General features: G+C 67.1%; 37 protein-coding genes and 2 pseudogenes. 38 read left to right on the top strand and 1 reads right to left on the bottom strand.

Annotated features, from left to right (window positions below):
- Positions 1–242: 242 nt before the first annotated feature.
- The 26 genes and pseudogenes from rpsJ to VFG33_RS36800 all read left to right on the top strand — a co-directional run bounded on the left by rpsJ (position 243) and on the right by VFG33_RS36800 (position 14,487).
- The gene (gene rpsJ / locus VFG33_RS36925) at positions 243–551 is read left to right on the top strand and encodes a 30S ribosomal protein S10 (RefSeq protein WP_012923688.1); all 309 of its coding nucleotides are present in this window, start codon (positions 243–245) and stop codon (positions 549–551) included.
- A gap of 16 nt (positions 552–567) precedes the next feature.
- Positions 568–1,224 carry a 50S ribosomal protein L3 gene (rplC, locus tag VFG33_RS36920; protein WP_325057672.1) on the top strand — a complete coding sequence of 219 codons (657 nt, stop codon included), beginning with the start codon at positions 568–570 and terminating at the stop codon, positions 1,222–1,224.
- A complete protein-coding gene (gene rplD, locus VFG33_RS36915) occupies positions 1,221–1,916 on the top strand; it encodes a 50S ribosomal protein L4 (RefSeq protein ID WP_325057671.1) in 696 nt (231 codons plus the stop codon). The genes rplC and rplD overlap by 4 nt, the downstream gene beginning before the upstream one ends.
- Entirely contained in the window at positions 1,913–2,218 is a 306-nt protein-coding gene (gene rplW, locus VFG33_RS36910; RefSeq protein WP_020388107.1) for a 50S ribosomal protein L23, read from the top strand. Before rplD ends, rplW begins: the two co-directional genes overlap by 4 nt.
- Positions 2,218–3,051 (top strand): 50S ribosomal protein L2, encoded by an 834-nt coding sequence (gene rplB, locus VFG33_RS36905; RefSeq protein WP_325057670.1) that lies wholly within the window; start codon positions 2,218–2,220, stop codon positions 3,049–3,051. The genes rplW and rplB overlap by 1 nt, the downstream gene beginning before the upstream one ends.
- Before the next feature lie 15 nt (positions 3,052–3,066).
- Positions 3,067–3,348 carry a 30S ribosomal protein S19 gene (gene rpsS, locus VFG33_RS36900; protein ID WP_020388105.1) on the top strand — a complete coding sequence of 94 codons (282 nt, stop codon included), beginning with the start codon at positions 3,067–3,069 and terminating at the stop codon, positions 3,346–3,348.
- Positions 3,349–3,400: 52 nt separating this feature from the next.
- A pseudogene (gene rplV / locus VFG33_RS36895) lies at positions 3,401–3,862 on the top strand (50S ribosomal protein L22); the annotation flags it as partial.
- 83 nt (positions 3,863–3,945) lie between these two features.
- Entirely contained in the window at positions 3,946–4,806 is an 861-nt protein-coding gene (gene rpsC / locus VFG33_RS36890; RefSeq protein WP_325057669.1) for a 30S ribosomal protein S3, read from the top strand.
- A gap of 3 nt (positions 4,807–4,809) precedes the next feature.
- A complete protein-coding gene (gene rplP, locus VFG33_RS36885) occupies positions 4,810–5,229 on the top strand; it encodes a 50S ribosomal protein L16 (RefSeq protein WP_325057668.1) in 420 nt (139 codons plus the stop codon).
- The gene (gene rpmC / locus VFG33_RS36880; RefSeq protein WP_325057667.1) at positions 5,229–5,534 is read left to right on the top strand and encodes a 50S ribosomal protein L29; all 306 of its coding nucleotides are present in this window, start codon (positions 5,229–5,231) and stop codon (positions 5,532–5,534) included. Before rplP ends, rpmC begins: the two co-directional genes overlap by 1 nt.
- The gene (rpsQ, locus tag VFG33_RS36875; protein WP_325057666.1) at positions 5,531–5,833 is read left to right on the top strand and encodes a 30S ribosomal protein S17; all 303 of its coding nucleotides are present in this window, start codon (positions 5,531–5,533) and stop codon (positions 5,831–5,833) included. Before rpmC ends, rpsQ begins: the two co-directional genes overlap by 4 nt.
- Before the next feature lie 106 nt (positions 5,834–5,939).
- The gene (rplN, locus tag VFG33_RS36870; RefSeq protein WP_077019238.1) at positions 5,940–6,308 is read left to right on the top strand and encodes a 50S ribosomal protein L14; all 369 of its coding nucleotides are present in this window, start codon (positions 5,940–5,942) and stop codon (positions 6,306–6,308) included.
- Between the two features lies 1 nt (position 6,309).
- Positions 6,310–6,714 carry a 50S ribosomal protein L24 gene (gene rplX, locus VFG33_RS36865; RefSeq protein WP_325057665.1) on the top strand — a complete coding sequence of 135 codons (405 nt, stop codon included), beginning with the start codon at positions 6,310–6,312 and terminating at the stop codon, positions 6,712–6,714.
- Positions 6,714–7,286 (top strand): 50S ribosomal protein L5, encoded by a 573-nt coding sequence (gene rplE / locus VFG33_RS36860; protein WP_325057664.1) that lies wholly within the window; start codon positions 6,714–6,716, stop codon positions 7,284–7,286. Before rplX ends, rplE begins: the two co-directional genes overlap by 1 nt.
- 1 nt (position 7,287) lies before the next feature.
- Entirely contained in the window at positions 7,288–7,473 is a 186-nt protein-coding gene (locus VFG33_RS36855) for a type Z 30S ribosomal protein S14 (protein ID WP_012923674.1), read from the top strand.
- Between the two features lie 103 nt (positions 7,474–7,576).
- Complete coding sequence (gene rpsH / locus VFG33_RS36850; RefSeq protein WP_270136192.1) at positions 7,577–7,984, top strand: 30S ribosomal protein S8; 408 nt, start codon at positions 7,577–7,579, stop codon at positions 7,982–7,984.
- Positions 7,985–8,012: 28 nt separating this feature from the next.
- The gene (gene rplF / locus VFG33_RS36845; RefSeq protein ID WP_325057663.1) at positions 8,013–8,555 is read left to right on the top strand and encodes a 50S ribosomal protein L6; all 543 of its coding nucleotides are present in this window, start codon (positions 8,013–8,015) and stop codon (positions 8,553–8,555) included.
- A gap of 3 nt (positions 8,556–8,558) precedes the next feature.
- The gene (gene rplR / locus VFG33_RS36840; RefSeq protein ID WP_325057662.1) at positions 8,559–8,942 is read left to right on the top strand and encodes a 50S ribosomal protein L18; all 384 of its coding nucleotides are present in this window, start codon (positions 8,559–8,561) and stop codon (positions 8,940–8,942) included.
- Positions 8,943–9,051: 109 nt separating this feature from the next.
- Positions 9,052–9,651 (top strand): 30S ribosomal protein S5, encoded by a 600-nt coding sequence (rpsE, locus tag VFG33_RS36835; RefSeq protein WP_325057661.1) that lies wholly within the window; start codon positions 9,052–9,054, stop codon positions 9,649–9,651.
- Positions 9,651–9,833 carry a 50S ribosomal protein L30 gene (gene rpmD / locus VFG33_RS36830; RefSeq protein WP_020388092.1) on the top strand — a complete coding sequence of 61 codons (183 nt, stop codon included), beginning with the start codon at positions 9,651–9,653 and terminating at the stop codon, positions 9,831–9,833. Before rpsE ends, rpmD begins: the two co-directional genes overlap by 1 nt.
- 1 nt (position 9,834) lies before the next feature.
- Complete coding sequence (gene rplO, locus VFG33_RS36825; RefSeq protein WP_020388091.1) at positions 9,835–10,275, top strand: 50S ribosomal protein L15; 441 nt, start codon at positions 9,835–9,837, stop codon at positions 10,273–10,275.
- 133 nt (positions 10,276–10,408) lie between these two features.
- The gene (gene secY / locus VFG33_RS36820) at positions 10,409–11,710 is read left to right on the top strand and encodes a preprotein translocase subunit SecY (RefSeq protein ID WP_325057660.1); all 1,302 of its coding nucleotides are present in this window, start codon (positions 10,409–10,411) and stop codon (positions 11,708–11,710) included.
- A complete protein-coding gene (locus VFG33_RS36815; protein WP_325057659.1) occupies positions 11,710–12,282 on the top strand; it encodes an adenylate kinase in 573 nt (190 codons plus the stop codon). Before secY ends, VFG33_RS36815 begins: the two co-directional genes overlap by 1 nt.
- Before the next feature lie 12 nt (positions 12,283–12,294).
- A complete protein-coding gene (gene map, locus VFG33_RS36810) occupies positions 12,295–13,119 on the top strand; it encodes a type I methionyl aminopeptidase (RefSeq protein WP_325057658.1) in 825 nt (274 codons plus the stop codon).
- Positions 13,120–13,213: 94 nt separating this feature from the next.
- Entirely contained in the window at positions 13,214–13,663 is a 450-nt protein-coding gene (locus tag VFG33_RS36805) for a DUF1707 SHOCT-like domain-containing protein (protein WP_325057657.1), read from the top strand.
- The gene (locus tag VFG33_RS36800) at positions 13,660–14,487 is read left to right on the top strand and encodes a hypothetical protein (protein WP_325057656.1); all 828 of its coding nucleotides are present in this window, start codon (positions 13,660–13,662) and stop codon (positions 14,485–14,487) included. Before VFG33_RS36805 ends, VFG33_RS36800 begins: the two co-directional genes overlap by 4 nt.
- On the opposite strand, the gene VFG33_RS36795 is transcribed toward VFG33_RS36800, so the two are convergent.
- Positions 14,456–15,328, bottom strand: a complete 873-nt coding sequence (locus tag VFG33_RS36795; RefSeq protein WP_325057655.1) for an NAD(P)-dependent oxidoreductase — start codon at positions 15,326–15,328, stop codon at positions 14,456–14,458. The two genes, VFG33_RS36800 and VFG33_RS36795, sit on opposite strands and share 32 nt — an antisense overlap.
- Positions 15,329–15,408: 80 nt before the next feature.
- Here VFG33_RS36795 and VFG33_RS36790 point away from each other — a divergent pair, with 80 nt between their 5' ends.
- The 12 genes and pseudogenes from VFG33_RS36790 to VFG33_RS36735 all read left to right on the top strand — a co-directional run.
- A complete protein-coding gene (locus VFG33_RS36790; RefSeq protein ID WP_325057654.1) occupies positions 15,409–15,747 on the top strand; it encodes a winged helix-turn-helix transcriptional regulator in 339 nt (112 codons plus the stop codon).
- Positions 15,748–15,993: 246 nt separating this feature from the next.
- Positions 15,994–16,215, top strand: a complete 222-nt coding sequence (infA, locus tag VFG33_RS36785; protein ID WP_012923661.1) for a translation initiation factor IF-1 — start codon at positions 15,994–15,996, stop codon at positions 16,213–16,215.
- Between the two features lie 32 nt (positions 16,216–16,247).
- Entirely contained in the window at positions 16,248–16,361 is a 114-nt protein-coding gene (gene rpmJ, locus VFG33_RS36780; RefSeq protein ID WP_008361054.1) for a 50S ribosomal protein L36, read from the top strand.
- 184 nt (positions 16,362–16,545) lie between these two features.
- Positions 16,546–16,917, top strand: coding sequence for a 30S ribosomal protein S13 (gene rpsM, locus VFG33_RS36775; RefSeq protein ID WP_325057653.1), 372 nt, complete (start codon positions 16,546–16,548; stop codon positions 16,915–16,917).
- A gap of 38 nt (positions 16,918–16,955) precedes the next feature.
- Positions 16,956–17,363 (top strand): 30S ribosomal protein S11, encoded by a 408-nt coding sequence (gene rpsK, locus VFG33_RS36770; protein ID WP_325057652.1) that lies wholly within the window; start codon positions 16,956–16,958, stop codon positions 17,361–17,363.
- 24 nt (positions 17,364–17,387) lie between these two features.
- Entirely contained in the window at positions 17,388–17,996 is a 609-nt protein-coding gene (gene rpsD / locus VFG33_RS36765; protein WP_325057651.1) for a 30S ribosomal protein S4, read from the top strand.
- A gap of 102 nt (positions 17,997–18,098) precedes the next feature.
- The gene (locus VFG33_RS36760) at positions 18,099–19,124 is read left to right on the top strand and encodes a DNA-directed RNA polymerase subunit alpha (protein ID WP_325057650.1); all 1,026 of its coding nucleotides are present in this window, start codon (positions 18,099–18,101) and stop codon (positions 19,122–19,124) included.
- A gap of 61 nt (positions 19,125–19,185) precedes the next feature.
- Positions 19,186–19,887, top strand: a complete 702-nt coding sequence (rplQ, locus tag VFG33_RS36755; protein ID WP_325057649.1) for a 50S ribosomal protein L17, sunset domain variant — start codon at positions 19,186–19,188, stop codon at positions 19,885–19,887.
- A 72-nt stretch (positions 19,888–19,959) separates the two neighbouring features.
- Positions 19,960–20,772: a tRNA pseudouridine(38-40) synthase TruA gene (gene truA, locus VFG33_RS36750; RefSeq protein WP_325057648.1), complete on the top strand. Its 813-nt coding sequence runs from the start codon at positions 19,960–19,962 to the stop codon at positions 20,770–20,772.
- The gene (locus tag VFG33_RS36745; protein ID WP_325057647.1) at positions 20,765–21,379 is read left to right on the top strand and encodes a class I SAM-dependent methyltransferase; all 615 of its coding nucleotides are present in this window, start codon (positions 20,765–20,767) and stop codon (positions 21,377–21,379) included. The genes truA and VFG33_RS36745 overlap by 8 nt, the downstream gene beginning before the upstream one ends.
- Positions 21,380–21,383: 4 nt before the next feature.
- Positions 21,384–21,917 (top strand): SigE family RNA polymerase sigma factor, encoded by a 534-nt coding sequence (locus VFG33_RS36740; RefSeq protein WP_325057646.1) that lies wholly within the window; start codon positions 21,384–21,386, stop codon positions 21,915–21,917.
- Positions 21,910–22,202, top strand: a pseudogene (locus VFG33_RS36735) (hypothetical protein); the annotation flags it as partial. The gene VFG33_RS36740 and the pseudogene VFG33_RS36735, both read left to right, overlap by 8 nt.

The following is a 22,202-nucleotide window of genomic DNA, read 5'->3' as shown; positions in this document are numbered from 1 at the left end:
GTGCCGATCTCTGGCACAATATTCAGGTTGCTCAGGCGAGGCCGCCGGGGTGCGCCACAGACGCTTGTCTGGCAGGTGCGCCGGACCGGAGACCATGCCGAGGTTCCGGTCCGAGACCGAACCCCGATCACCATCCCAGGGTCGAAGTTTGTCGTACTGACGCGCGTGCCGCGTCCGCGACACACCCGACCGCGGGGGTCGGAGCAACGCAACGAAGACGAAGAGAAGGACGAAGCGAAGCGATGGCGGGACAAAAGATCCGCATCCGGCTGAAGGCCTACGACCACGAGGTCATCGACAGTTCGGCGCGCAAGATTGTCGACACGGTGACGCGTACTGGTGCGAAGGTTGCTGGCCCGGTGCCGTTGCCGACGGAAAAGAACGTGTTCTGCGTCATCCGCTCGCCGCACAAGTACAAGGACAGCCGCGAGCACTTCGAGATGCGCACCCACAAGCGGCTCATCGACATCATCGACCCCACCCCGAAGACGGTCGACTCGCTGATGCGTCTCGACCTGCCGGCCGGTGTCGACATCGAGATCAAGCTCTGAGGGACGCGAATAACCAATGAGCAAGCTAAAGAACACGCGCGGTCTGCTGGGCACCAAGCTCGGCATGACCCAGACCTGGGACGAGAACAACCGAGTCGTCCCCGTCACCGTGATCCAGGCCGGCCCCTGCGTGGTCACCGAGGTGCGTACCTCGGACAGCCACGGCTACGACGGCGTCCAGATCGCCTTCGGCGACATCGACCCCCGCAAGGTGACCTCGCCGATGCGCGGCCACTTCGAGAAGGCCGGCGTGACCCCGCGTCGCCACCTGCTCGAGCTGCGGACCGCTGACGCCAGCGAGTACACGCTCGGCCAGGAGATCAAGGCCGAGGCGTTCGCCGCCGGCGAGATCGTCGACGTGTCCGCCACCAGCAAGGGCAAGGGTTTCGCCGGTGTGATGAAGCGGCACGGCTTCCACGGTCTGCGCGCCACCCACGGTGTGCACAAGAAGCACCGCTCGCCGGGTTCCATCGGCGGCTGCGCGACCCCCGGCCGCGTCTTCAAGGGTATGAAGATGTCGGGCCGGATGGGCCACGAGAAGGTCACCACGCAGAACGTGACGGTCCACGCGATCGACACCGAGCGCGGCCTGATCCTGCTCAAGGGCGCAGTCCCCGGTCCCAAGGGCGGCCTGGTGCTGATCCGTAACGCCGCGAAGGGAGCCACCAAATGAGCACCGTTGACGTCGTCGTCGTGAAGGGCGAGAAGGTCAGCAAGAAGGGTTCCGCGGAGCTCCCCGCCGAGCTGTTCGACGTACAGGTCAACATCCCGCTGATCCACCAGGTCGTCGTGGCCCAGCTGGCCGCTGCCCGTCAGGGCACGCACAAGGTCAAGCGCCGCGGCGAGGTGTCCGGCGGTGGCGCCAAGCCGTACCGCCAGAAGGGCACCGGTCGCGCCCGTCAGGGCTCGACCCGCGCGCCGCAGTTCACCGGTGGTGGCGTCGTGCACGGCCCGACCCCGCGCGACTACAGCCAGCGGACCCCGAAGAAGATGGTCGCCGCCGCACTCCGCGGCGCGCTGTCGGACCGGGCCCGTGACGGCCGCGTGCACGTGGTCGAGAAGTTGGTGGACGGCGACAAGCCCTCCACCAAGGCGGCGCTGAAGGTGCTGGCCGAGGTCACCGAGTACGTCAAGGTGCTGGTCGTCGTCGACCGCGCCGACGAGCTGACCTGGCTGAGCCTGCGCAACGCGCCGACCGTGCACCTGATCGCGGCCGACCAGCTGAACGCGTACGACGTGCTCTGCAGCGACGCGGTGATCTTCACCAGCCCCGCGCTCGAGTCGTTCGTCGCGGGTGCGCCGAAGGGCAAGTCCGTCAAGGCCGTCGCTACGTCGACCGAGGCCGAGCAGGAGGTAGAAGCATGAGTCACGGAGTCAACAAGGACCCGCGGGACGTGCTGCTGCGGCCGGTCGTGAGCGAGAAGAGCTACGGCCTGCTGGACGAGCAGAAGTACACGTTCGAGGTCGCCCCGGACGCCAACAAGACCGAGATCAAGCTCGCGGTCGAGAAGGTCTTCAAGGTGCGGGTCACGTCCGTCAACACTCTCAACCGCAAGGGCAAGCGCCGCCGTACCCGTACGGGCTGGGGCAAGCGTCCTGACGCCAAGCGAGCGATCGTCAGCCTCGCCGGCGACGACCGTATCGACATCTTCGGAGGCCAGTCGTAATGGGTATCCGCAAATACAAGCCGACGACGCCGGGCCGCCGTGGCTCGAGCGTGGCCGACTTCGTCGAGCTCACCCGTTCGACCCCTGAGAAGTCGCTGCTCCGGCCGCTGCCCAAGAAGGGTGGCCGGAACAACTCCGGCAAGATCACCACCCGCCACCACGGCGGTGGGCACAAGCGGGCGTACCGCCTGATCGACTTCAAGCGGTACGACAAGGACGGCGTGCCGGCCAAGGTCGCCGAGATCGAGTACGACCCGAACCGCACCGCGCGGATCGCGCTGCTGCACTACGTCGACGGGGAGAAGCGCTACATCCTCGCCCCGTCGAACCTGAAGCAGGGCACGATCGTCGAGAACGGCCCGGCCGCCGACATCAAGGTGGGCAACAACCTGCCGCTGCGCAACATCCCGGTCGGTTCCACGGTGCACGCCGTCGAGCTGCGTCCGGGCGGTGGCGCCAAGATGGCCCGCTCCGCCGGTGCCAGCGTTCAGCTGGTCGCCAAGGAGGGCCGGATGGCCACCCTGCGGATGCCGTCCGGCGAGGTCCGGATGGTCGACGTGCGCTGCCGCGCCACCCTCGGTGAGGTGGGCAACGGCGAGCAGTCGAACATCAACTGGGGCAAGGCCGGCCGGATGCGCTGGAAGGGCAAGCGCCCGACCGTCCGCGGTGTCGCGATGAACCCGGTCGACCACCCGCACGGTGGTGGTGAGGGTAAGACCTCGGGTGGACGTCACCCGGTGTCCCCGTGGGGCAAGCCCGAGGGTCGCACCCGCACCCGCAAGGAAAGCGACCGCATGATCGTCCGGCGCCGCAAGGCCGGCAAGAAGCGCTGATAGGAGCCGGACAGAATGCCACGCAGCCTCAAGAAGGGCCCGTTCGTCGACCACCACCTGCTCAAGAAGGTGGAGGTGCAGAACGAAAAGGGCACCAAGAACGTGATCAAGACCTGGTCGCGCCGATCCATGATCATTCCCGACATGATCGGCCACACGCTCGCGGTGCACGACGGCCGCAAGCACGTCCCGGTGTTCGTGACGGACGCGATGGTCGGGCACAAGCTCGGCGAGTTCGCCCCGACCCGGACGTTCAAGGGCCACGAGAAGGACGACCGCAAGGCACGGCGTCGCTGACCTCGGTCAGGACGAAGCGCAGAGCAGAAACCTACGGAGAGATTCGAACATCATGAGCGTTCAAGAGCGTAGGGCCGTCAGTGCCCGTCGCGAGAGCCTGCTGGGCGACGAGCCCGGGGCCTTCGCGGTCGCGCGCTTCGTCCGCGTGACGCCGATGAAGGCGCGTCGCGTGCTCGATCTGGTGCGCGGCATGGGCGTCGACGACGCCCTCGCCACTCTGAAGTTCGCCCCGCAGGCCGCTGCCGCGACCGTGTACAAGGTCGTCGACAGCGCCGCGGCGAACGCCGAGGGCACCGAGCACCTGACCCGGACCGACCTGGTCGTGGTCAAGGCTTTCGTGGACGAGGGGCCGACGCTGAAGCGTCACCGCCCGCGGGCACAGGGCCGGGCCACCCGGATCGACAAGCGGACCAGCCACATCACTGTCGTGGTCGGCCCGAAGGTCGAGGCCGAGCCGCCGGTGAAGAAGGCCGACGCCAAGAAGGCGGACGCCAGCAAGGACGACGCGAAGAAGGCCACTGCCAAGAAGGCACCGGCCAAGAAGGCGCCGACCAAGAAGGCGACCGCCGACAAGGCTGAGAAGAAGGAGACCCGATAGTGGGCCAGAAGGTAAACCCGCACGGGTTCCGACTCGGCATCAGCACGGACCACAAGAGCCGTTGGTACGCCGACAAGCTCTACCGGGACTACGTGGGCGAGGACGTCAAGATCCGCCGCCTGCTGGGCAAGGGCATGGAGCGCGCAGGGATCTCCCGGGTGGAGATCGAGCGCACCCGTGACCGGGTCCGGGTCGACATCCACACCGCCCGTCCGGGCATCGTCATCGGTCGCCGCGGCGCCGAGGCGGACCGGATCCGCGGCAGCCTGGAGGAGCTCACCGGCAAGCAGGTGCAGCTGAACATCCTCGAGGTGAAGAACGCCGAGGTCGACGCTCAGCTGGTCGCCCAGGGTGTGGCCGAGCAGCTGTCCGGCCGGGTGGCGTTCCGCCGCGCGATGCGCAAGGCGATGCAGACCACCATGCGTGGCGGCGCCCTGGGCATCCGGATCCAGTGCTCCGGCCGGCTCGGTGGCGCCGAGATGTCGCGGTCGGAGTTCTACCGCGAGGGCCGGGTGCCGTTGCACACGCTCCGCGCGGACATCGACTACGGCTTCTACGAGGCCCGCACGACCTTCGGCCGGATCGGCGTGAAGGTCTGGATCTACAAGGGCGACGTCGCCGGTACCCGCGCCGAGCGGGAGGCGCAGGCAGCTGCCCGCGCCGCCACGCAGCAGCGTGGCCGTCCGGCCCGTCGTGACGGTGGTGGCGACCGCGGTGACCGTGGTGGCCGTGGCGGTGACCGTGGTGGTCGTCGCGACGACCGTCGTGACGGTGGCGCGCCGGCCGCGAAGGCCGAGGCCCCCAAGGCCGACGCCCCCGCCGCCGACAAGCCCGCCGAGACGACCGGAACGGAGAGCTGAACCGTGCTCATCCCCCGCAAGGTCAAGCACCGCAAGCAGCACCACCCGAAGCGCTCCGGCGCTGCCAAGGGCGGTACCACGCTGGCCTTCGGTGACTTCGGTATCCAGGCGCTGGAGAACCACTACGTCACCAACCGGCAGATCGAGTCCGCTCGTATCGCGATGACCCGGCACATCAAGCGAGGCGGAAAGGTCTGGATCAACATCTACCCGGACCGCCCGCTGACCAAGAAGCCGGCCGAGACCCGGATGGGTTCCGGTAAGGGTTCGCCCGAGTGGTGGATCGCCAACGTCAAGACCGGCCGCGTCATGTTCGAACTGTCGGGCGTGACCGAGGAAGTCGCTCGCGAGGCCATGCGCCGCGCGATCCACAAGTTGCCGATGAAGTGCCGCTTCATCACCCGAGAGGCAGGTGAGAACTGATGGCTACCCTGACCGCCGCCGAACTGCGGAACCTGGGAAAGGACGAGCTTCTGGAGAAGCTCGGTAACGCCAAGGAGGAGCTGTTCAACCTCCGGTTCCAGGCTGCCACGGGTCAGCTGGAGTCCCACGGCCGGCTGCGCGCCGTCCGCAAGGACATCGCCCGCATCTACACGGTGCTGACCGAGCGCGCGCTCGGCATCACCGACGAGGTCGACGCCGCTCCGGTCGCCGAGGCTGATGACTCAGCCGAGACCGAAGCCGAAGAGACCGCGGACGACAGCGAGAAGGCTGGGAGCAAGGCATGACCGAGAACGCAGCGAAGGACGAGACCGTGAGCACGACCGCCACCGAGACGCGAGGCCGCCGCAAGACCCGTGAGGGTCTGGTGCTGAGCGACAAGATGGACAAGACCGTCACCGTCGAGGTCGAGGACCGGGTCAAGCACAAGCTGTACGGCAAGGTCATCCGCCGCACCAGCAAGCTCAAGGCGCACGACGAGCAGAACGCCGCCGGTACGGGCGACCGGGTCCTCCTGATGGAGACCAGGCCGCTGTCGGCGACCAAGCGCTGGCGCGTCGTGGAGATCCTCGAGAAGGCCAAGTAGGCCCGCAGCGCACCGCACGGCAACGCCCAGCGGTAATCAATCGAAATTATTCGTTCCGCAAGGCTCATGTGAGTGAGAACCAGCGAGACAACCAGGAGATCAACAGATGATCCAGCAGGAGTCGCGACTGAAGGTCGCCGACAACACGGGTGCCAAGGAGATCTTGTGCATCCGCGTGCTCGGTGGCTCCGGTCGGCGCTACGCCGGTGTCGGTGACACGATCGTCGCCACCGTCAAGGACGCGATCCCGGGCGGCGGTGTCAAGAAGGGTGACGTCGTCAAGGCCGTCATCGTGCGGACCGTGAAGGAGCGCCGGCGTCCGGACGGCTCCTACATCCGGTTCGACGAGAACGCCGCCGTCATCCTCAAGGCCGACGGCGAGCCGCGTGGCACCCGCATCTTCGGGCCGGTCGGCCGGGAGCTGCGCGAGAAGCGCTTCATGAAGATCATCTCGCTCGCTCCGGAGGTGCTCTGAGATGGCACAGGTCAAGAAGACGCAGCGTTCGCTGCATGTGAAGAAGGGTGATCTCGTTCGCGTGATCGCCGGCAAGTCCAAGGGTCTCGAGGGCAAGATCATCTCGGTCCTGCCCGAGGACGAGAAGGTCATCGTCGAAGGCGTCAACCGGGTCAAGAAGCACACCAAGGTGCAGCAGGCCCAGCGCGGCGGCACCACGGGTGGCATCGTCACCCAGGAAGCCCCGATCCACGTCTCCAACGTGATGCTGATCGTCGAGATCACCGACGCGGATGGCAAGAAGCAGAAGGTCACCACCCGCGTCGGCTACAACCGCGTCGAGGTGCAGAAGCGGCGCCCCGACGGTTCGACGTACACCGGGTTCCGCAGCGTGCGTATCTCGCGCCGCACCGGCGAGGAGATCTGATGACCACCACAGCTTCCGAGGCGAAGACACTGCCCCGGTTGAAGACGAAGTACCGCGAAGAGATCGTCGGCAAGCTCCAGGAGGAGTTCACCTTCGACAACGTCATGCAGGTGCCCGGGCTCACCAAGATCGTGGTGAACATGGGTGTCGGCGAGGCGGCTCGCGACTCCAAGCTGATCGACGGCGCGGTCAAGGACCTGGCCGCGATCACCGGCCAGAAGCCGTCGGTGACCAAGGCCCGCAAGTCCATCGCGCAGTTCAAGCTGCGTGAGGGCATGCCGATCGGCGCGCACGTCACGCTGCGCGGCGACCGGATGTGGGAGTTCCTGGACCGGCTGCTGTCGCTCGCGCTGCCCCGGATCCGCGACTTCCGCGGTCTGTCCCCGAAGCAGTTCGACGGCAACGGGAACTACACCTTCGGCCTGACCGAGCAGGTGATGTTCCACGAGATCAACCAGGACCGGATCGACCGGGTCCGCGGTATGGACATCACCGTGGTGACCACCGCCAAGAACGACGACGAGGGGCGGGCGCTGCTGCGGCAGCTCGGCTTCCCGTTCAAGGAGAACTGACGTGGCGAAGACAGCACTCAAGGTCAAGCAGGCCCGCAAGCCGAAGTTCGCGGTCCGGGGTTACACCCGGTGCCAGCGCTGCGGCCGGCCCAAGGCCGTCTTCCGCAAGTTCGGCCTGTGCCGGATCTGCCTGCGCGAGATGGCGCACCGGGGCGAGCTGCCCGGTGTCACCAAGTCCAGCTGGTGACCCCAGCCGGACGCTGCTCCACCACTGACTTCTTCGACCAACACCATCTAGTCACCGTAGGTCGCCGGACGGCGAAACCACGGCGGGAAAGAGGCCCCAGGCCATGACGATGACCGACCCGATCGCAGACATGCTGACGCGTCTGCGCAACGCCAACCAGGCGTATCACGAGTCGACCCAGATGCCGTACAGCAAGATCAAGCAGGGTATCGCCGACATCCTCCAGCAGGAGGGCTACATCTCGTCCTACCAGGTCGAGGAGCCCAAGGAGGGTGCTGTCGGTAAGACCCTGGTGGTCGACCTGAAGTTCGGCCCGAGCCGTGAGCGCTCGATCGCCGGCGTGCGCCGGATCAGCAAGCCCGGTCTGCGCGTCTACGCGAAGTCGACCAACCTGCCCAAGGTGCTCGGTGGCCTCGGCGTCGCGATCATCTCGACGTCGCAGGGTCTGCTGACCGACCGGCAGGCCAAGAACAAGGGCGTGGGTGGGGAAGTCCTCGCCTACGTCTGGTGACGGAAGAACCCGGAAGGAGGACCTAGGAATGTCTCGCATCGGCAAGCTGCCCATCACGGTCCCGTCCGGCGTCGACGTCACGATCGACGGCCAGACGGTCACCGTGAAGGGCCCCAAGGGCCAGCTCTCGCACAGTGTTGCGGAGCCCATCGTGGTCGCGCGCGACGAGGACGGCACCATCGCCGTCACGCGTCCGGACGACCAGCGCAAGAGCAAGGAACTGCACGGCCTCTCCCGCACCCTGATCGCCAACCTGGTGACCGGTGTGACGGACGGCTACGAGAAGAAGCTCGAGATCGTCGGCGTCGGCTACCGCGTCCTGTCCAAGGGCCCGGCCACGCTGGAGTTCTCGCTCGGGTACAGCCACACCATCACGGTGGAGGCGCCCGCGGGCATCACCTTCGCGGTGGAGTCGCCGACCAAGTTCTCGGTGCAGGGAATCGACAAGCAGTCGGTCGGCGAGGTCGCCGCCAACATCCGCAAGCTGCGCAAGCCTGAGCCCTACAAGGGCAAGGGTGTGCGGTACGCGGGCGAGCAGGTGCGCCGCAAGGTCGGAAAGGCTGGTAAGTAACCCATGGCGATCGGATTGCGTCCGAACAAGCACTCCGCCAAGAAGACGTCTTCCCGGCTGCGTCGCCAGATCCGCGTCCGGAAGAAGATCAACGGCACGGCCGAGCGGCCGCGCCTGGTGGTCTCCAAGTCCTCGAAGCACCTGTTCGCACAGGTCATCGACGACGTGGCCGGTGTCACGCTGGTCTCGGCTTCCACCATGGAGGCCGACCTGCGCGGCGCGGAGGCGAACAAGACCGACAAGGCCAAGACCGTCGGCGGCTTGCTCGCCGACCGGGCCAAGGCCGCCGGCATCGACTCGGTCGTGTTCGACCGGGCCGGGAACAAGTACCACGGCCGCATCGCGGCCCTGGCCGACGCTGCTCGCGAGGGCGGGCTCGGCTTCTGATGGCGACGTCAAGGGAAGAAGGTAGTTCTGTGTGCGAGCGCATGCGAGCGGACCATTCAATGCAGCAGCGACTCGTGAATAAGAACTCCGAGCGAAGCGAGGATTCGAAATGAGCGGAGGCCAGCAGCGTCGCGGAGGCGGCGCCGGTGGTGAGCGCCGTAACCGCGACGGAGGTCGTGGTGCGGCAGCTGACAAGACCGCCTACATCGAGCGCGTGGTAGCCATCAACCGTGTCGCCAAGGTCGTGAAGGGTGGTCGTCGCTTCAGCTTCACCGCCCTCGTGGTCGTCGGCGACGGTGAAGGCACCGTCGGTGTGGGTTACGGCAAGGCCAAGGAGGTGCCCGCGGCGATCGCCAAGGGTGTCGAGGAGGCCAAGAAGTCGTTCTTCAAGGTGCCGAGGATCCAGGGCACCATCCCGCACCCGGTCCAGGGCGAGAAGGCCGCAGGCGTTGTGATGCTGCGTCCGGCCGCTCCCGGTACCGGTGTGATCGCGGGTGGCTCGGCGCGCGCCGTACTGGAGTGCGCCGGGATCCACGACATCCTGAGCAAGTCGCTGGGTTCCTCCAACGCGATCAACGTGGTGCACGCCACGGTGGCCGCGCTGCAGGCCCTGGAGACGCCGGAGGCCGTGGCGGCTCGCCGTGGTCTGCCGGTCGAGCACGTCGCCCCGGCGGCGCTGCTGAAGGCGCGGGCGGAGGCGACATCCTGATGGCACGCCTGAAGGTGACCCAGACCCGTTCCGGCATCGGTGGCAAGCAGAACCAGCGCGACACGCTGCGCACCCTGGGCGTCAAGCGGATCGGCGACACCGCCGTCCACGAGGACAAGCCCGAGGTTCGCGGCATGGTGCGCGCGGTTCGCCACCTCATCACCGTCGAAGAGGTTGACTGACATGGCGCTCAAGGTTCATCACCTGCGTCCGGCTCCCGGCGCCAAGACCGCCAAGACCCGCGTGGGTCGTGGTGAGGGCAGCAAGGGCAAGACGGCCGGCCGCGGTACCAAGGGCAGCAAGGCCCGTAACAACATCCCCGAGAACTTCGAGGGTGGCCAGATGCCGCTGCACATGCGGCTGCCGAAGCTGAAGGGCTTCAAAAGCAGGAACCGAGTGGAGTTCCAGGTCGTTAACCTGGACAAGCTCGGACAACTGTTCCCCGAAGGCGGCGAGGTCGGCGTGACCGACCTGGTCGCCAAGGGCGCGGTCCGCGACAGTCTCCCGGTGAAGGTGCTGGGCGACGGTGAGCTGACCGTTGCACTGCAGGTTTCGGTGCACAAGTTCTCGAAGTCCGCCAAGGAGAAGATCGCGGCGGCCGGAGGAACCACCACCGAGGTGTGAGTGCCAGGGCTCGTGCGAGCCAGCGTTTGTTATTGTCGCGCTGGAGTTCGGACGAGCCCTGGTTCGTCTCTTGCCCAGCTGCTTTGCTAGGCCCCTGCCCTGACCGGGCAAGGGAAACTTGTGGGAGGACAGGGTGTTAGGCGCCTTCGCCAACGCGTTCAAGACTCCGGACCTGCGCCGGAAGATCTTGTTCGTACTCTTCATCGTCGTGATCTTCCGGATCGGCTCCGTCGTTCCGGCACCCGGCGTCAACGTCCAGTCGCTGGACAAGTGCCTGAACCAGGCCACGACGGGTACGAACGCGAACCTGTACAACTTGATCAACCTGTTCTCCGGTGGCGCACTGCTGCAGCTCGCGATCTTCGCGCTGGGCATCATGCCGTACATCACCGCCAGCATCATTCTGCAGCTGCTCACCGTGGTCATCCCGCGGCTGGAGTCGCTGAAGAAGGAGGGCCAGGCGGGACAGACCAAGATCACCCAGTACACCCGGTTCCTGACCGTCGGGCTGGCGATCCTGCAGGCCACCGCGTTCGTCGCGCTGGCGCGGACGCCCGGCCGGCTGTTCCAGGGCTGCGCCGAGCCGCTGCTGCGCGACGACTCGTGGTTCCCGGTCGTTGTGATGGTGCTCACCATGACCGCCGGTACCGGCGTCGTGATGTGGCTCGGTGAGCTGATCACCGACCGTGGTGTCGGCAACGGCATGTCGATCCTGATCTTCACCCAGATCGTGGCGACCTTCCCGAGCCAGCTGTGGAGCATCCGCAAGGACAAGGGCATCGGCACCTTCGTGATCGTGATCGTGATCGGCCTGGTGATCATGGCCGCGGTCATCTTCATCGAGCAGGCGCAGCGCCGTATCCCGGTGCAGTACGCCAAACGGATGGTCGGCCGGAAGATGTTCGGCGGGACCTCGACCTACATCCCGCTGAAGGTCAACCAGGCGGGTGTGATCCCGGTCATCTTCGCCTCCAGCCTGATGTACCTGCCGGTGCTGGTCAGCCAGTTCCGTGCGAACGAGGGATGGGCGATCTGGATCCAGGGGAACCTGGTCAAGGGCGATCACCCGGTCTACATGGTGACGTATATCGCCCTGATCATCTTCTTCACGTACTTCTATGTCTCGATTACCTTCAATCCGAAGGAAGTTGCAGACAACATGAAGAAGTACGGCGGCTTCATCCCCGGGATCCGGGCGGGCCGGCCGACCGAGGAGTACCTCTCCTACGTCCTGTCCCGCATCACGCTGCCCGGCGCGATCTACCTCGCGGCGATCTCCATGATCCCGCTGGTCGCACTGGTTTTGCTGAACGCCAGTCAGAACTTCCCGTTCGGTGGTACGTCGATCCTGATCATGGTCGGCGTCGGTCTCGACACGGTGAAGCAGATCGAGTCTCAGCTGCAGCAGCGTAATTACGAAGGGTTCCTGCGCTGATGAGAATGTTGCTGATGGGTCCGCCCGGGGCGGGTAAGGGGACGCAGGCAAAGGTGCTTGCGGACCGTCTCGGCATCCCGGCCGTCTCCACCGGCGACATCTTCCGCGCGAACGTCAAGGACAAGACCGAACTCGGTCTCGAGGCCAAGCGCTACATGGACGCGGGCAACTACGTGCCGGACGAGATCACCAACGCGATGGTGCGCGACCGGCTCTCCGACGCGGACGCGGGCGAGGGATTCCTGCTGGACGGGTATCCCCGCACGCTGCCGCAGGTCGGCACCCTGGACGACATCCTGGCCGACCACGGTCACAAGCTGGACGCGGTGGTGGCGCTGGTCGCCGACATCGACGTCCTGGTCGACCGGATGCTGCGCCGGTCCAAGATCGACGGCCGCACGGATGACTCCGAAGAGGTGATCCGGCACCGGCAGGAGGTCTACGCCGCCGAGACCAAACCGCTGCTCCGGGTCTACGCCCAGCGCGGCCTGCTGGTCGAGGTGGACGGCGTCGGTGAGATCGAAGAGGTCAGCGAGCGTGTGCTCACCGCCCTCAAGACGATCACGGAGTGAGAAGCAGAGCACGTGATCTTTAAGGACCGCGGGATCGAGATCAAGACCCGCGAACAGATCCTCGCCATGCGTGTGGCCGGCCTGGTGGTCGGCCGCACGCTGGAACTGCTCCGCGGCGAGGTGAAGGCCGGCATCAGCACCGGCGAGCTGGACGCGATCGCGGAGGACCACATCCGCTCCTCCGGCGCGACCCCCTCGTTCAAGGGCTACCACGGCTTCACCGGCTCGATCTGTACGTCGGTGAACGACGAGATCGTGCACGGCATCCCCGGTGAGCGGGTGCTGGCCGACGGCGACATCATCTCGATCGACTGCGGCGCGATCGTGAACGGCTGGCACGGCGACGCGGCGATCACGGTGCCCGTCGGCGAGGTCGAGGCCGGGCTGCTCGAGCTGGCCCGGGTCTGCGAGGAGTCGATGTGGCGGGGATTCGCAGCCGCCCACCTCGGTGGCCGGTTGACGGACATCTCGGCGGCCGTCGAGAGCCACGTGCGCGCCACCTCGTCGTACGGGATCGTCGAGGACTTCGTCGGGCACGGGATCGGGTCGGCGATGCACCAGCCGCCGAACGTGCCGAACTTCGGCAAGGCCGGTCGCGGGCCGAAGCTGGTCGAGGGACTCGCGCTGGCGGTCGAGCCGATGCTCACGCTGGGCAACCAGGAAAACCACACGCTCGAGGACGACTGGACGGTCGTCACCAACGACGGCTTGGCCGCCGCGCACACCGAGCACTCCTTCACGCTGACGCCCGAGGGTCCCTGGGTGCTGACAGCGCTGGACGGTGGCGAGGCCAAGCTGGCCGAGCTCGGCGTCACCTTCGGTCCGCTGGCCGACTGACAGCCCGTACTCCGCGGCCGGGCCGATCGACGGACAGCCGGAGTCCGTCCATCGGGGGACGCCGGACGCTCCCGAGCTGAGGCACACTTGGGGCATGCCCAGCCCGTACCAACCCCACCAGCGCTTCACCGAGGCCGACCGGGAGAAGATCGCCGGTCGGTTGCGGGACGCCTTCGCGGACGGCCGGCTGGACCAGCCCGAGTTCAGCACCCGGCTGGATCAGCTCTACACCGTCCAGACGTACGGCGAGCTGGAACCGCTGGTGCGTGATCTCCCGCCGGTCCGGACCTACCAGACCCCGGCGGCGGTGCAGCCCGCCAAGCCCGCGCCCGAGCCCGGCAGCTTCCCCGAGCGGCGCAAGGGCAAGCAGCCGAACGGCCTGCAGGCACTGACCGGTGGCTTCACCGGCGTCGTCCTGCTGAACGTGGTGATCTGGTTCGTGATCGGCGTCGCCAACGGCGGTGACTGGCCCAACTTCTGGCCGGTCTGGCTCCTCATCCCGTGGGCGTTCTTCGCCATGGGCAGCCTCGGAAAGCGCCGTTGACCAGCGCCCCGGTCAGTCGCCGCGTGCTCTGGCCCCGCCTTCGTCCGGCGTGGGTCTGGCAGCTGCGGCAGGGCTCGGCGCTCGTCTACTTGATCTGGTTCGCTGTCGCGATCCCGTTGGTGGTCGTCGGTCTGTTGGTCGAGCCGCGCTGGGTCGGCTGGCTGGTACTGGCCTGGTTCCTCGTCCTGATCGCCTTCACCGCCGCCCTGCGGCTCTCGGACGGCCGGTTGCGCAAAGGCTGGTCGGATGTGGTGGAGCAACTCGGTTGGCACTTCAGCGCGTCCGAGCCGGCGGTGCTCGAGCGCTGGCCCTTCCCGCCTTTCGACGCCGACCCGGCCGCGGAGGTCTCCGACGTGACGGCGGGCCGGCATCGTGGTCGCGAGCTGTGGACAGGCAGGTTCCGGCACAAGGTGAGGCGCCGCCAGCTGGGCTTCGACTTCCTTGACCTCGAGGTCGACCGGCCGCTGCCGCCGATGCAGGTGCTGCCTGCCTCGCTCGCAGCGGTGGCCGCGGCCAGCCTGCTCCCGCTGAAGCTGTCCGTCGACGGTCTGGCCGAGGGCTACTGCCTGTTCAACGGCCGCGAGGACCTAGCCCTCGAGGTGCTCCACCCACGGGCGGTGGAGGCCCTCGCCCAGGTGCCGACCTTCGGCTTCAGCTGCGAGGGCCGCCGCTTCGTAGCGGTCCTGCCCGCCTACCGCGACTCCAGTACTGCGCTGGCGCAGCTGGACGCAGCCTGTGACCTGCTGGACCTGATGCCGGAGCACGTCTGGCAGGCAGGCGAGCAATGGGCCGCTACGAGACCTTCCGAAGCAGCCGAACAATAGCGGCGAGGTCCTCGTCGCCGTGGCCCTCAGCGACGGTCCGGTCCAGGAGCTCGCCCATCGGCGTCACCATCGCCGGGTCGACGCCCTGATCCACCGAGGCATCGATCAGGTTGACGTAGGCGGTCGCCTGCATGGCCAGGTTCGAGCCGGCCGCACCCGGCGCAGCGCCGTACTCGAGGTCTGCTGCGATCTGGGAGAGCGTGCCGAGCATGGCGGTGAGCCAGGGGATCAGCAGGTCGTTGGTGAACGCCGTCGGGGAGATCTTCTCGCTGGAGACCAGCGCGAGCGCGTGCGCGGCGCCGCCGACCATGCCGTACATCCCGCTGAGCAAGGCCAGATCATGCAGGGCCGCGAACCCCGGATCGCTTCCCACGTACTGCGGACGCGCGAGCTCGGCGAGCGCGGCCTGATGGCGTTCGAAGGCCACCTCTGAGCCGCTGTAGAGGATGAACGCGGCTGGTCCGCCGATCATCACGGGCACGGCCATGATCCCGCCGTCCAGGTACTCCGCGCCCTGCTGCGCGGCCCAGTCGGCGGTCCGCCGGGCCTGGGCCGGGGTGCCGTTGGTGAGGTTGACCAGGGTGCGGTCGGACAGTTCGGTGGCGGCAGGAGCGAGGGTGGTCCGGACGGAGTCGTCGTTCAGGAGGCAGACGACGATCAGCGGGCTCACCGCGAGCGCGTCGGCGACGGTGGCCGCGCGGGTGACGCCGAGCTCGTCCAGCTCGGGGGAGCGGCCGGGGGTTCGGTTCCAGACGGTGGTCGGGTGGCCGGCGGCCAGGAAGGCCCGGGCCAGGGCGGTGCCCATCGCACCGAGACCGAGGACGGTGACAGGAGTTTTCATGTCCCCTAGGGTTGCGGCAGCACTTTAGGGTGGACAAGTACCCACTAAATAGTCAGGTACTGACCGAAAGGTAAGTAACCATGGTCGCTACGAGGCCGTACACCTGCGGGCTGGATGCCGCCGCGGACGTGATCGGCGGGAAATGGAAGCCGCGGATCCTCTGGGCGCTGCACCACGGGCCTCGGCGGTTCGGGGAACTGCGCAAGGAGATCTCCGGGGTGACCGAGAAGATGCTGATCCAGCAACTGCGCGAGCTGGAGAGCCGCCGGGTCGTGCATCGGGAGGTGTTCCACCAGGTGCCACCGAAGGTCGAGTACTGGCTGACCCCGCTGGGGGAGTCGCTCAACCTGGCCCTGGCGCCGCTGGACGACTGGGGCGCCGAGCACCTGGACGAACTGGAGACCACTCGCGCCGGCTGACCTCGCGGCGTACCGTAGGAGGGCCACCTCGGCCACCGACCCCGGCGTACCGGGGGCGATTGGGTTTCCCGTGGGTAAGTGGCGTACACTCTTTCCTTGGTCCTTTGTGGCCTCTGCTCGTGCTGCCCGCGGCTGCTCGATGAGTGCTTTTCTGCACGCCGTCGGGAGGGTGGCTCCCTGAGCAGGGGTGGAGCGGGCCGACCGCACCACCCACCATTCAGTTGTCGTCTACAGAAGTGCGAGGACATGCCCAAAAAAGAGGGAGTCATCGAACTCGAGGGCACCATCGTTGAGGCCCTGCCGAACGCGATGTTCCGTGTTGAGCTGTCCAACGGGCACAAGGTGCTCGCGCACATCAGCGGCAAGATGAGGCAGCACTACATCCGGATCCTCCCCGAGGACCGGGTCGTCGTGGAGCTGTCGCCGTACGACCTCACCAGGGGTCGCATCGTCTACCGGTACAAGTAACCACCACATCACCTGTCGAAGAAAGAAGCTCGATGAAGGTCAATCCGAGCGTCAAGAAGATCTGCGACAAGTGCAAGGTGATCCGCCGTCACGGTCGGGTCATGGTGATCTGCGAGAACCCGCGGCACAAGCAGCGGCAAGGCTGATCCAGCCTTACTCGAGCAGCACACGGCACTTTCGCACCACAGCGCGCATGCTCGTCCGACACCGCAATCAGGTCGGATGTTGCCCCCGGAACAGAGGCCGGGGCCTTGCCGGTGAACAACTCACCGAGGCGGGCAAGGACGCAGCGCGCCACCACACCTCTGCCGACGAAAGGAACACCGCCACATGGCACGCCTCGTAGGGGTCGACCTGCCGCGCGACAAGCGCATCGAGGTCGCTCTCACCTACATCTTCGGTGTAGGTCGTACTCGCGCCCTGAAGACGCTCGAAGCCACCGGCATCTCCGGTGACAAGCGCGTCCACGAACTGGGTGACGAAGAACTGGTCAGCCTCCGGGATTTCATCGAGGGCAACTACAAGATCGAAGGTGACCTCCGTCGTGAGGTGACCGCGGACATCCGCCGCAAGATCGAGATCGGGTCGTACCAGGGTCGCCGGCACCGCAGCGGCCTGCCGGTGCGTGGTCAGCGCACGCGGACCAACGCCCGTACCCGTAAGGGTCGTCGCAAGGCGATCGCCGGCAAGAAGAAGAAGTGACCCGGATGACCGTCGACCACCCCAGGAGTATCTGACCTATGCCTCCCAAGAGCCGCACCGCGGCCGGCGCGAAGAAGGTGCGCCGCAAGGAGAAGAAGAACGTGGCCGCCGGCCACGCGCACATCAAGAGCACGTTCAACAACACGATCGTGACGATCACCGACCCGAGCGGCGCGGTCATCTCGTGGGCATCCGCGGGCACCGTCGGTTTCAAGGGTTCGCGCAAGTCCACCCCGTTCGCCGCGCAGATGGCAGCCGAGGCTGCCGGCCGGCGCGCGATGGAGCACGGCATGCGCAAGATCGACGTCTTCGTCAAGGGTCCCGGCTCCGGCCGTGAGACCGCGATCCGTTCGCTGGGAGCTGTCGGCCTCGAGGTCGGCACCATCCAGGACGTCACCCCGACCGCACACAACGGCTGCCGCCCTCCCAAGCGGCGCCGGGTCTGACCCAGAGAAAGGTAGGCAGCGAAAATGGCCCGTTACACCGGACCCATGACCAAGAAGTCGCGCCGTCTCGGGGTCGACCTCGTCGGTGGCGACAAGGCGTTCGAGCGTCGTCCGTACCCGCCGGGTATGCACGGCCGCGGCCGTCCCAAGGAGAGCGAGTACCTGCTTCAGCTCCGTGAGAAGCAGAAGGCCCGCTACGCCTACGGCGTGCTCGAGAAGCAGTTCAGCCTGTACTACAAGGAGGCCTCGCGGCGTCCTGGTAAGACCGGTGACAACCTGCTGATCATCCTCGAGTCCCGCCTCGACAACGTCGTGTACCGCGCCGGTCTGGCCCGTACCCGTCGTCAGGCCCGTCAGCTCGTCGTGCACGGTCACTTCACCGTGAACGGCATCAAGGTGAACATCCCGTCGTACCGGGTCGCGGCCCACGACGTGATCGACGTCCGGCCGAAGTCGGTCGAGATGACCCCGTTCATCATCGCCAGGGAGACCCACTCCGAGCGAGTGGTGCCGGCCTGGCTCGAGGCGCTGCCCGAGCGGCTGCGGATCCTCGTGCACCAACTGCCCACCCGGGCACAGATCGACACCCAGGTCGCCGAGCACCTGATCGTCGAGCTCTACTCGAAGAACTGACCCGGTCCCGCCGGTGGCTTCCAGGCTGCCGGCGGGTCGGTGTTCTTCACCACTTCGCGGCCTCAAATAGTGGTCGTCGCGGAAACAGAAGGAAGTTAGAAAGTGCTTATTGCGCAGCGTCCCACCCTGACCGAAGAGGTCGTCAGCGAGCACCGCTCGCGGTTCATGATCGAGCCGCTCGAGCCGGGCTTCGGCTACACCCTCGGCAACTCCATCCGGCGTACCCTGCTGTCGTCCATCCCGGGCGCGGCCGTGACCAGCATCAAGGTCGACGGCGTGCTGCACGAGTTCTCCACCGTGGCCGGGGTGAAGGAAGACGCCACCCAGATGATCCTGAACCTGAAGGACCTGGTTGTCTCCTCCGAGCACGACGAGCCGGTCACCATGTACCTGCGCAAGCAGGGCCCCGGTGACGTCACCGCCGCCGACATCGCGCCGCCGGCCGGTGTCGAGGTGCACAACCCGGACCTGAAGATCGCCACCCTGAACGAGAAGGGCCGGCTCGAGATGGAGCTGGTCGTCGAGCGCGGCCGCGGTTACGTCTCCGCCGTGCAGAACAAGTCCGCCGACGCCGAGATCGGCCGGATGCCGGTCGACTCGATCTACTCGCCGGTCCTCAAGGTCACCTACAAGGTCGAGGCGACCCGGGTCGAGCAGCGCACCGACTTCGACCGCCTGGTAGTCGACGTCGAGACCAAGCAGTCGATGCTGCCCCGCGACGCCGTCGCGTCGGCCGGTAAGACGCTGGTCGAGCTGTTCGGTCTGGCCCGCGAGCTGAACGTCGAGGCCGAGGGCATCGACATCGGCCCGTCGCCGGTCGACGAGCAGATGGCCGCCGACCTGGCGCTGCCGGTCGAGGACCTGCAGCTGACCGTCCGGTCCTACAACTGCCTCAAGCGCGAGGGCATCCACACCGTGGGTGAGCTGATCTCCCGCAGCGAGCAGGACCTGCTGGACATCCGCAACTTCGGCTCCAAGTCGATCGACGAGGTCAAGCTGAAGCTGGCCGAGATGGGCCTGTCGCTGAAGGACTCGCCCCCCGGCTTCGACCTGCGCGCCGCTGCCGAGGCGTACGGCGACGACGCCGAGGACGAGGACGAGAGCTTCGCCGAGACCGAGCAGTACTGAGCTAGTAAGGCCCATCCCAAGGTCCGGCACCCGGGCCTGAGATTTCCTGGAGTAACAGAAGATGCCTACCCCTACAAAGGGAACCCGCCTCGGCGGCAGCGCGGCGCACCAGAAGCTGATCCTCAGCAACCTGGCGACCTCGCTGTTCGAGCACGGCGCGATCACGACCACGGCGACCAAGGCCAAGCGCCTGCAGCCGCTGGCGGAGTCCTTGATCACCAAGGCCAAGCGCGGTGACCTGACCTCGCGCCGTCAGGTGATGAAGCGGATCCGGGACAAGAGCGTCGTGCACGTGCTGTTCACCGAGATCGGTGAGCGGTACGCGGACCGTCCGGGCGGTTACACCCGGATCATCAAGCTCGGCCCGCGCAAGGGCGACAACGCCCCGATGGTGAAGATCGAGCTGGTCGAGGCGATGGCCGACTCGCCGAAGGCGAAGAAGGCCGCCGCGAAGAAGGCCCCGGCCAAGAAGGCGACCGCGAAGAAGGCCGCTGCCCAGGACGAGGCCAAGACCGAGGACGTCGAGGCTCCGGCCGCCGAGGTCCAGGACACGGTCGAGGCGAAGTACGAAGGCTCCGCTGCCCCGAAGGCCGACGGCTCCGCGCCCGAGGGCTTCGACATCAAGGGCAACGAGAACTCGATGAAGTTCCACACCCCCGACTCGCCCTGGTACGACCAGACCGAGGCCGAGGTGTGGTTCAGCACCGAGGAGGCCGCCGAGGCCGCCGGTTTCACCAAGGCCGGCGAGACCGAGGACAAGTAACACCTTCCTCAAGCAAGCCACGCAGCGCCCCTTCGCTTCGAGCGGAGGGGCGCTGCTGCGTTAGATTGCCCTGTGCGTTGGCGGATTGATCTGAGGTATGACGGGACGGCTTTTCACGGCTGGGCCCGTCAGGGCGGTCTCAGGACCGTGCAGGGAGTGCTTGAGCAGGCGCTGGGCACCGTACTGCGGCAGTCGGAGCCGCCGTCGGTGACTTGTGCCGGCCGGACGGATACCGGTGTCCACGCGAGGGGCCAGGTGGTGCACCTCTGGCTTCCCGAGGGGACTGTCGCGAGGGACCTCATCCACCGGCTCAACGGCGTACTGCCTGATGACGTGTGGATCAATGCCGCTGCTCCGGCCCCGGACGGCTTCGACGCGCGCTTCTCCGCGCTGTTCCGCCGGTATGTGTACCGGGTCTGCGACGACCGGGCCGCCTGGGATCCACTGACCAGGAACCACGTACTGCGCGTGCTCCAGCCGCTCGATGTGGATCGGATGAACGAGGCCTCGGCGCACCTTCTCGGCGAGCACGACTTCGCCGCCTTCTGCAGACGCCGCGAGGGGGCGAGTACGGTCCGGGCCCTGCTGGAGTTCAGTTGGCGGCGGACCGCCCCGGGTCGGGTCGAGGCCACGGTGATCGCCGACGCCTTCTGCCACTCGATGGTGCGGGCTCTCGTCGGTTCGGTACTGCCGGTCGGTGACGGCCGCCGCGAGCCGTCCTGGCCCGCGGAAGTGCTGGCCGCCCGGGTGCGGGATTCGGCCGTCTTCGTGGTGCCGGCTCACGGGCTCACCCTGGAGGAAGTGCGGTACCCAGCAGACGAGGGAATGGCCGCGCGTGCCGTGGAGGCTCGCCAGGTCAGAGGAGAGGTACACCAACGTGGCTGACCACTACTTCTCGGCGGAGCCAGGCTCAGCCGACATACGCCGTACCGTGCAGGCCAAGATCTGGGACCGGGAGTACACGTTCACCACTGCCACCGGAGTGTTCTCCCGGGACCGGCTGGACCTCGGTACTTCGGTGCTGCTGCGCGAGGTGGAACCGCCGTCCGAGGGCGGCACGTTGCTCGACCTGGGCACGGGCTACGGGCCGATCGCCTGCGCTCTGGCGGTGGAGGCCACCGAGGCCGAGGTCTGGGCGGTCGACGTGAACACCAGGGCGCTGGAGTTGACCGTGGAGAACGCGAAGGCGGCGGGCGTCGGCGAACGCGTCCGCGCCGTCCTGCCGGACGACGTACCGGCTGATTTGAGGTTCGATCAGATTTGGTCGAATCCCGCGATCCACATCGGCAAGCCCGAGTTGCACAAGATGCTGCTGCACTGGCTGGCCCGGCTTGCCCCCGGCGGCGTGGCATGGTTCGTCGTCGGCAAGAACCTCGGCGGTGACTCGCTGCAGCGCTGGCTGAACGACCAGGGCTATCCCTGCGAGCGGACGGCGAGTGCGAAGGGGTTCCGGGTCCTGCGTGCAACGAACGCGGGGTCCACGCCGTCCTGAGGGTATGGAGGCAGCCTTGGCGGCAGCGGAGGCAGAGGCGGGTGCGATCGACTTCGAGGTCTGGGTGACCGAGAAGGCCGACGCGCTGGTGCGGTTCGCCTATGTGCTGACCGGGGACGTCACCCTGGCCGAGGACGCGGTCCAGGACGCCCTCACCACGGCTTGTGCGCGCTGGGCCAAGGTGAGTCGCGCCGACGACCCCGAGGCTTACGTGAAGCGGATGGTGGTCAACGCGCACATCTCCTGGTGGCGCCGCTTCCGCCGTCGCGAGGCGCCGACTCCCGAACCTGTCCGCAGCACATCGCCGACACCCGACGGCACTGCTGCCCGTGCCGATGCAGAGGCCGTCTGGGAACTCTGCAAGACCCTCCCGGACCGCCAGCGGGCCGCAGTCGTCCTCCGCTTCTACGAGGACCTCTCGTACGCCGAGATCGGCGTACTGCTGAACTGTGCGGAGGCCACAGCCAGGTCGCACGTCCACCGGGCCCTAGGGGTTCTGAAGAGCACGCTGAGCAAGGAAGGAGCCGAGGATGCCTGAGCCGGAGTGCGGACCCGAGCAGGAACTCGGCCCCAAGCTCGCCGACGCCTTCCAGACCCAGGCGGACTCTCTCAGCGGCCTGCGGGGGCGTGTCATGGCTGCAGAAGCGCGCCGGAGGATCCGCAAGCGGCGGCAGACGCTGGTTGCCGCCGCTGCGGCCGTAGTGGTCGTAGTAGCCATCGGTGGGGTGTGGAGCGCTATCGGTAGCCCATCGCCGGTCGCGACGAGTGCAGGCGACAGTAGTACTGGCGAGGCAGCCGGTGCCGGGACCAACGATGCACCGTC

The organism is Kribbella sp., from assembly GCF_035687465.1.
Lineage (GTDB): Bacteria > Actinomycetota > Actinomycetes > Propionibacteriales > Kribbellaceae > Kribbella.
Note: the sequence above shows the minus strand (reverse complement) of the source record. Positions and strands in the feature narration are given on the sequence as shown.

Excerpts from the sequence above, each read along its gene's own strand:
- rpsJ (WP_012923688.1), top strand. The coding sequence starts at position 243 with ATGGCGGGACAAAAGATCCGCATCCGGCTGAAGGCCTACGACCACGAG.
- rplC (WP_325057672.1), top strand. The coding sequence starts at position 568 with ATGAGCAAGCTAAAGAACACGCGCGGTCTGCTGGGCACCAAGCTCGGC.
- rplD (WP_325057671.1), top strand. The coding sequence starts at position 1,221 with ATGAGCACCGTTGACGTCGTCGTCGTGAAGGGCGAGAAGGTCAGCAAG.
- rplW (WP_020388107.1), top strand. The coding sequence starts at position 1,913 with ATGAGTCACGGAGTCAACAAGGACCCGCGGGACGTGCTGCTGCGGCCG.
- rplB (WP_325057670.1), top strand. The coding sequence starts at position 2,218 with ATGGGTATCCGCAAATACAAGCCGACGACGCCGGGCCGCCGTGGCTCG.
- rpsS (WP_020388105.1), top strand. The coding sequence starts at position 3,067 with ATGCCACGCAGCCTCAAGAAGGGCCCGTTCGTCGACCACCACCTGCTC.
- rpmC (WP_325057667.1), top strand. The coding sequence starts at position 5,229 with ATGGCTACCCTGACCGCCGCCGAACTGCGGAACCTGGGAAAGGACGAG.
- rpsQ (WP_325057666.1), top strand. The coding sequence starts at position 5,531 with ATGACCGAGAACGCAGCGAAGGACGAGACCGTGAGCACGACCGCCACC.
- rplN (WP_077019238.1), top strand. The coding sequence starts at position 5,940 with ATGATCCAGCAGGAGTCGCGACTGAAGGTCGCCGACAACACGGGTGCC.
- rplX (WP_325057665.1), top strand. The coding sequence starts at position 6,310 with ATGGCACAGGTCAAGAAGACGCAGCGTTCGCTGCATGTGAAGAAGGGT.
- rplE (WP_325057664.1), top strand. The coding sequence starts at position 6,714 with ATGACCACCACAGCTTCCGAGGCGAAGACACTGCCCCGGTTGAAGACG.
- rpsH (WP_270136192.1), top strand. The coding sequence starts at position 7,577 with ATGACGATGACCGACCCGATCGCAGACATGCTGACGCGTCTGCGCAAC.
- rplF (WP_325057663.1), top strand. The coding sequence starts at position 8,013 with ATGTCTCGCATCGGCAAGCTGCCCATCACGGTCCCGTCCGGCGTCGAC.
- rplR (WP_325057662.1), top strand. The coding sequence starts at position 8,559 with ATGGCGATCGGATTGCGTCCGAACAAGCACTCCGCCAAGAAGACGTCT.
- rpsE (WP_325057661.1), top strand. The coding sequence starts at position 9,052 with ATGAGCGGAGGCCAGCAGCGTCGCGGAGGCGGCGCCGGTGGTGAGCGC.
- rpmD (WP_020388092.1), top strand. The coding sequence starts at position 9,651 with ATGGCACGCCTGAAGGTGACCCAGACCCGTTCCGGCATCGGTGGCAAG.
- rplO (WP_020388091.1), top strand. The coding sequence starts at position 9,835 with ATGGCGCTCAAGGTTCATCACCTGCGTCCGGCTCCCGGCGCCAAGACC.
- VFG33_RS36815 (WP_325057659.1), top strand. The coding sequence starts at position 11,710 with ATGAGAATGTTGCTGATGGGTCCGCCCGGGGCGGGTAAGGGGACGCAG.
- VFG33_RS36805 (WP_325057657.1), top strand. The coding sequence starts at position 13,214 with ATGCCCAGCCCGTACCAACCCCACCAGCGCTTCACCGAGGCCGACCGG.
- VFG33_RS36795 (WP_325057655.1), bottom strand. The coding sequence starts at position 15,328 with ATGAAAACTCCTGTCACCGTCCTCGGTCTCGGTGCGATGGGCACCGCC.
- VFG33_RS36790 (WP_325057654.1), top strand. The coding sequence starts at position 15,409 with ATGGTCGCTACGAGGCCGTACACCTGCGGGCTGGATGCCGCCGCGGAC.
- infA (WP_012923661.1), top strand. The coding sequence starts at position 15,994 with ATGCCCAAAAAAGAGGGAGTCATCGAACTCGAGGGCACCATCGTTGAG.
- rpmJ (WP_008361054.1), top strand. The coding sequence starts at position 16,248 with ATGAAGGTCAATCCGAGCGTCAAGAAGATCTGCGACAAGTGCAAGGTG.
- rpsM (WP_325057653.1), top strand. The coding sequence starts at position 16,546 with ATGGCACGCCTCGTAGGGGTCGACCTGCCGCGCGACAAGCGCATCGAG.
- rpsK (WP_325057652.1), top strand. The coding sequence starts at position 16,956 with ATGCCTCCCAAGAGCCGCACCGCGGCCGGCGCGAAGAAGGTGCGCCGC.
- rpsD (WP_325057651.1), top strand. The coding sequence starts at position 17,388 with ATGGCCCGTTACACCGGACCCATGACCAAGAAGTCGCGCCGTCTCGGG.
- rplQ (WP_325057649.1), top strand. The coding sequence starts at position 19,186 with ATGCCTACCCCTACAAAGGGAACCCGCCTCGGCGGCAGCGCGGCGCAC.
- VFG33_RS36740 (WP_325057646.1), top strand. The coding sequence starts at position 21,384 with ATGGAGGCAGCCTTGGCGGCAGCGGAGGCAGAGGCGGGTGCGATCGAC.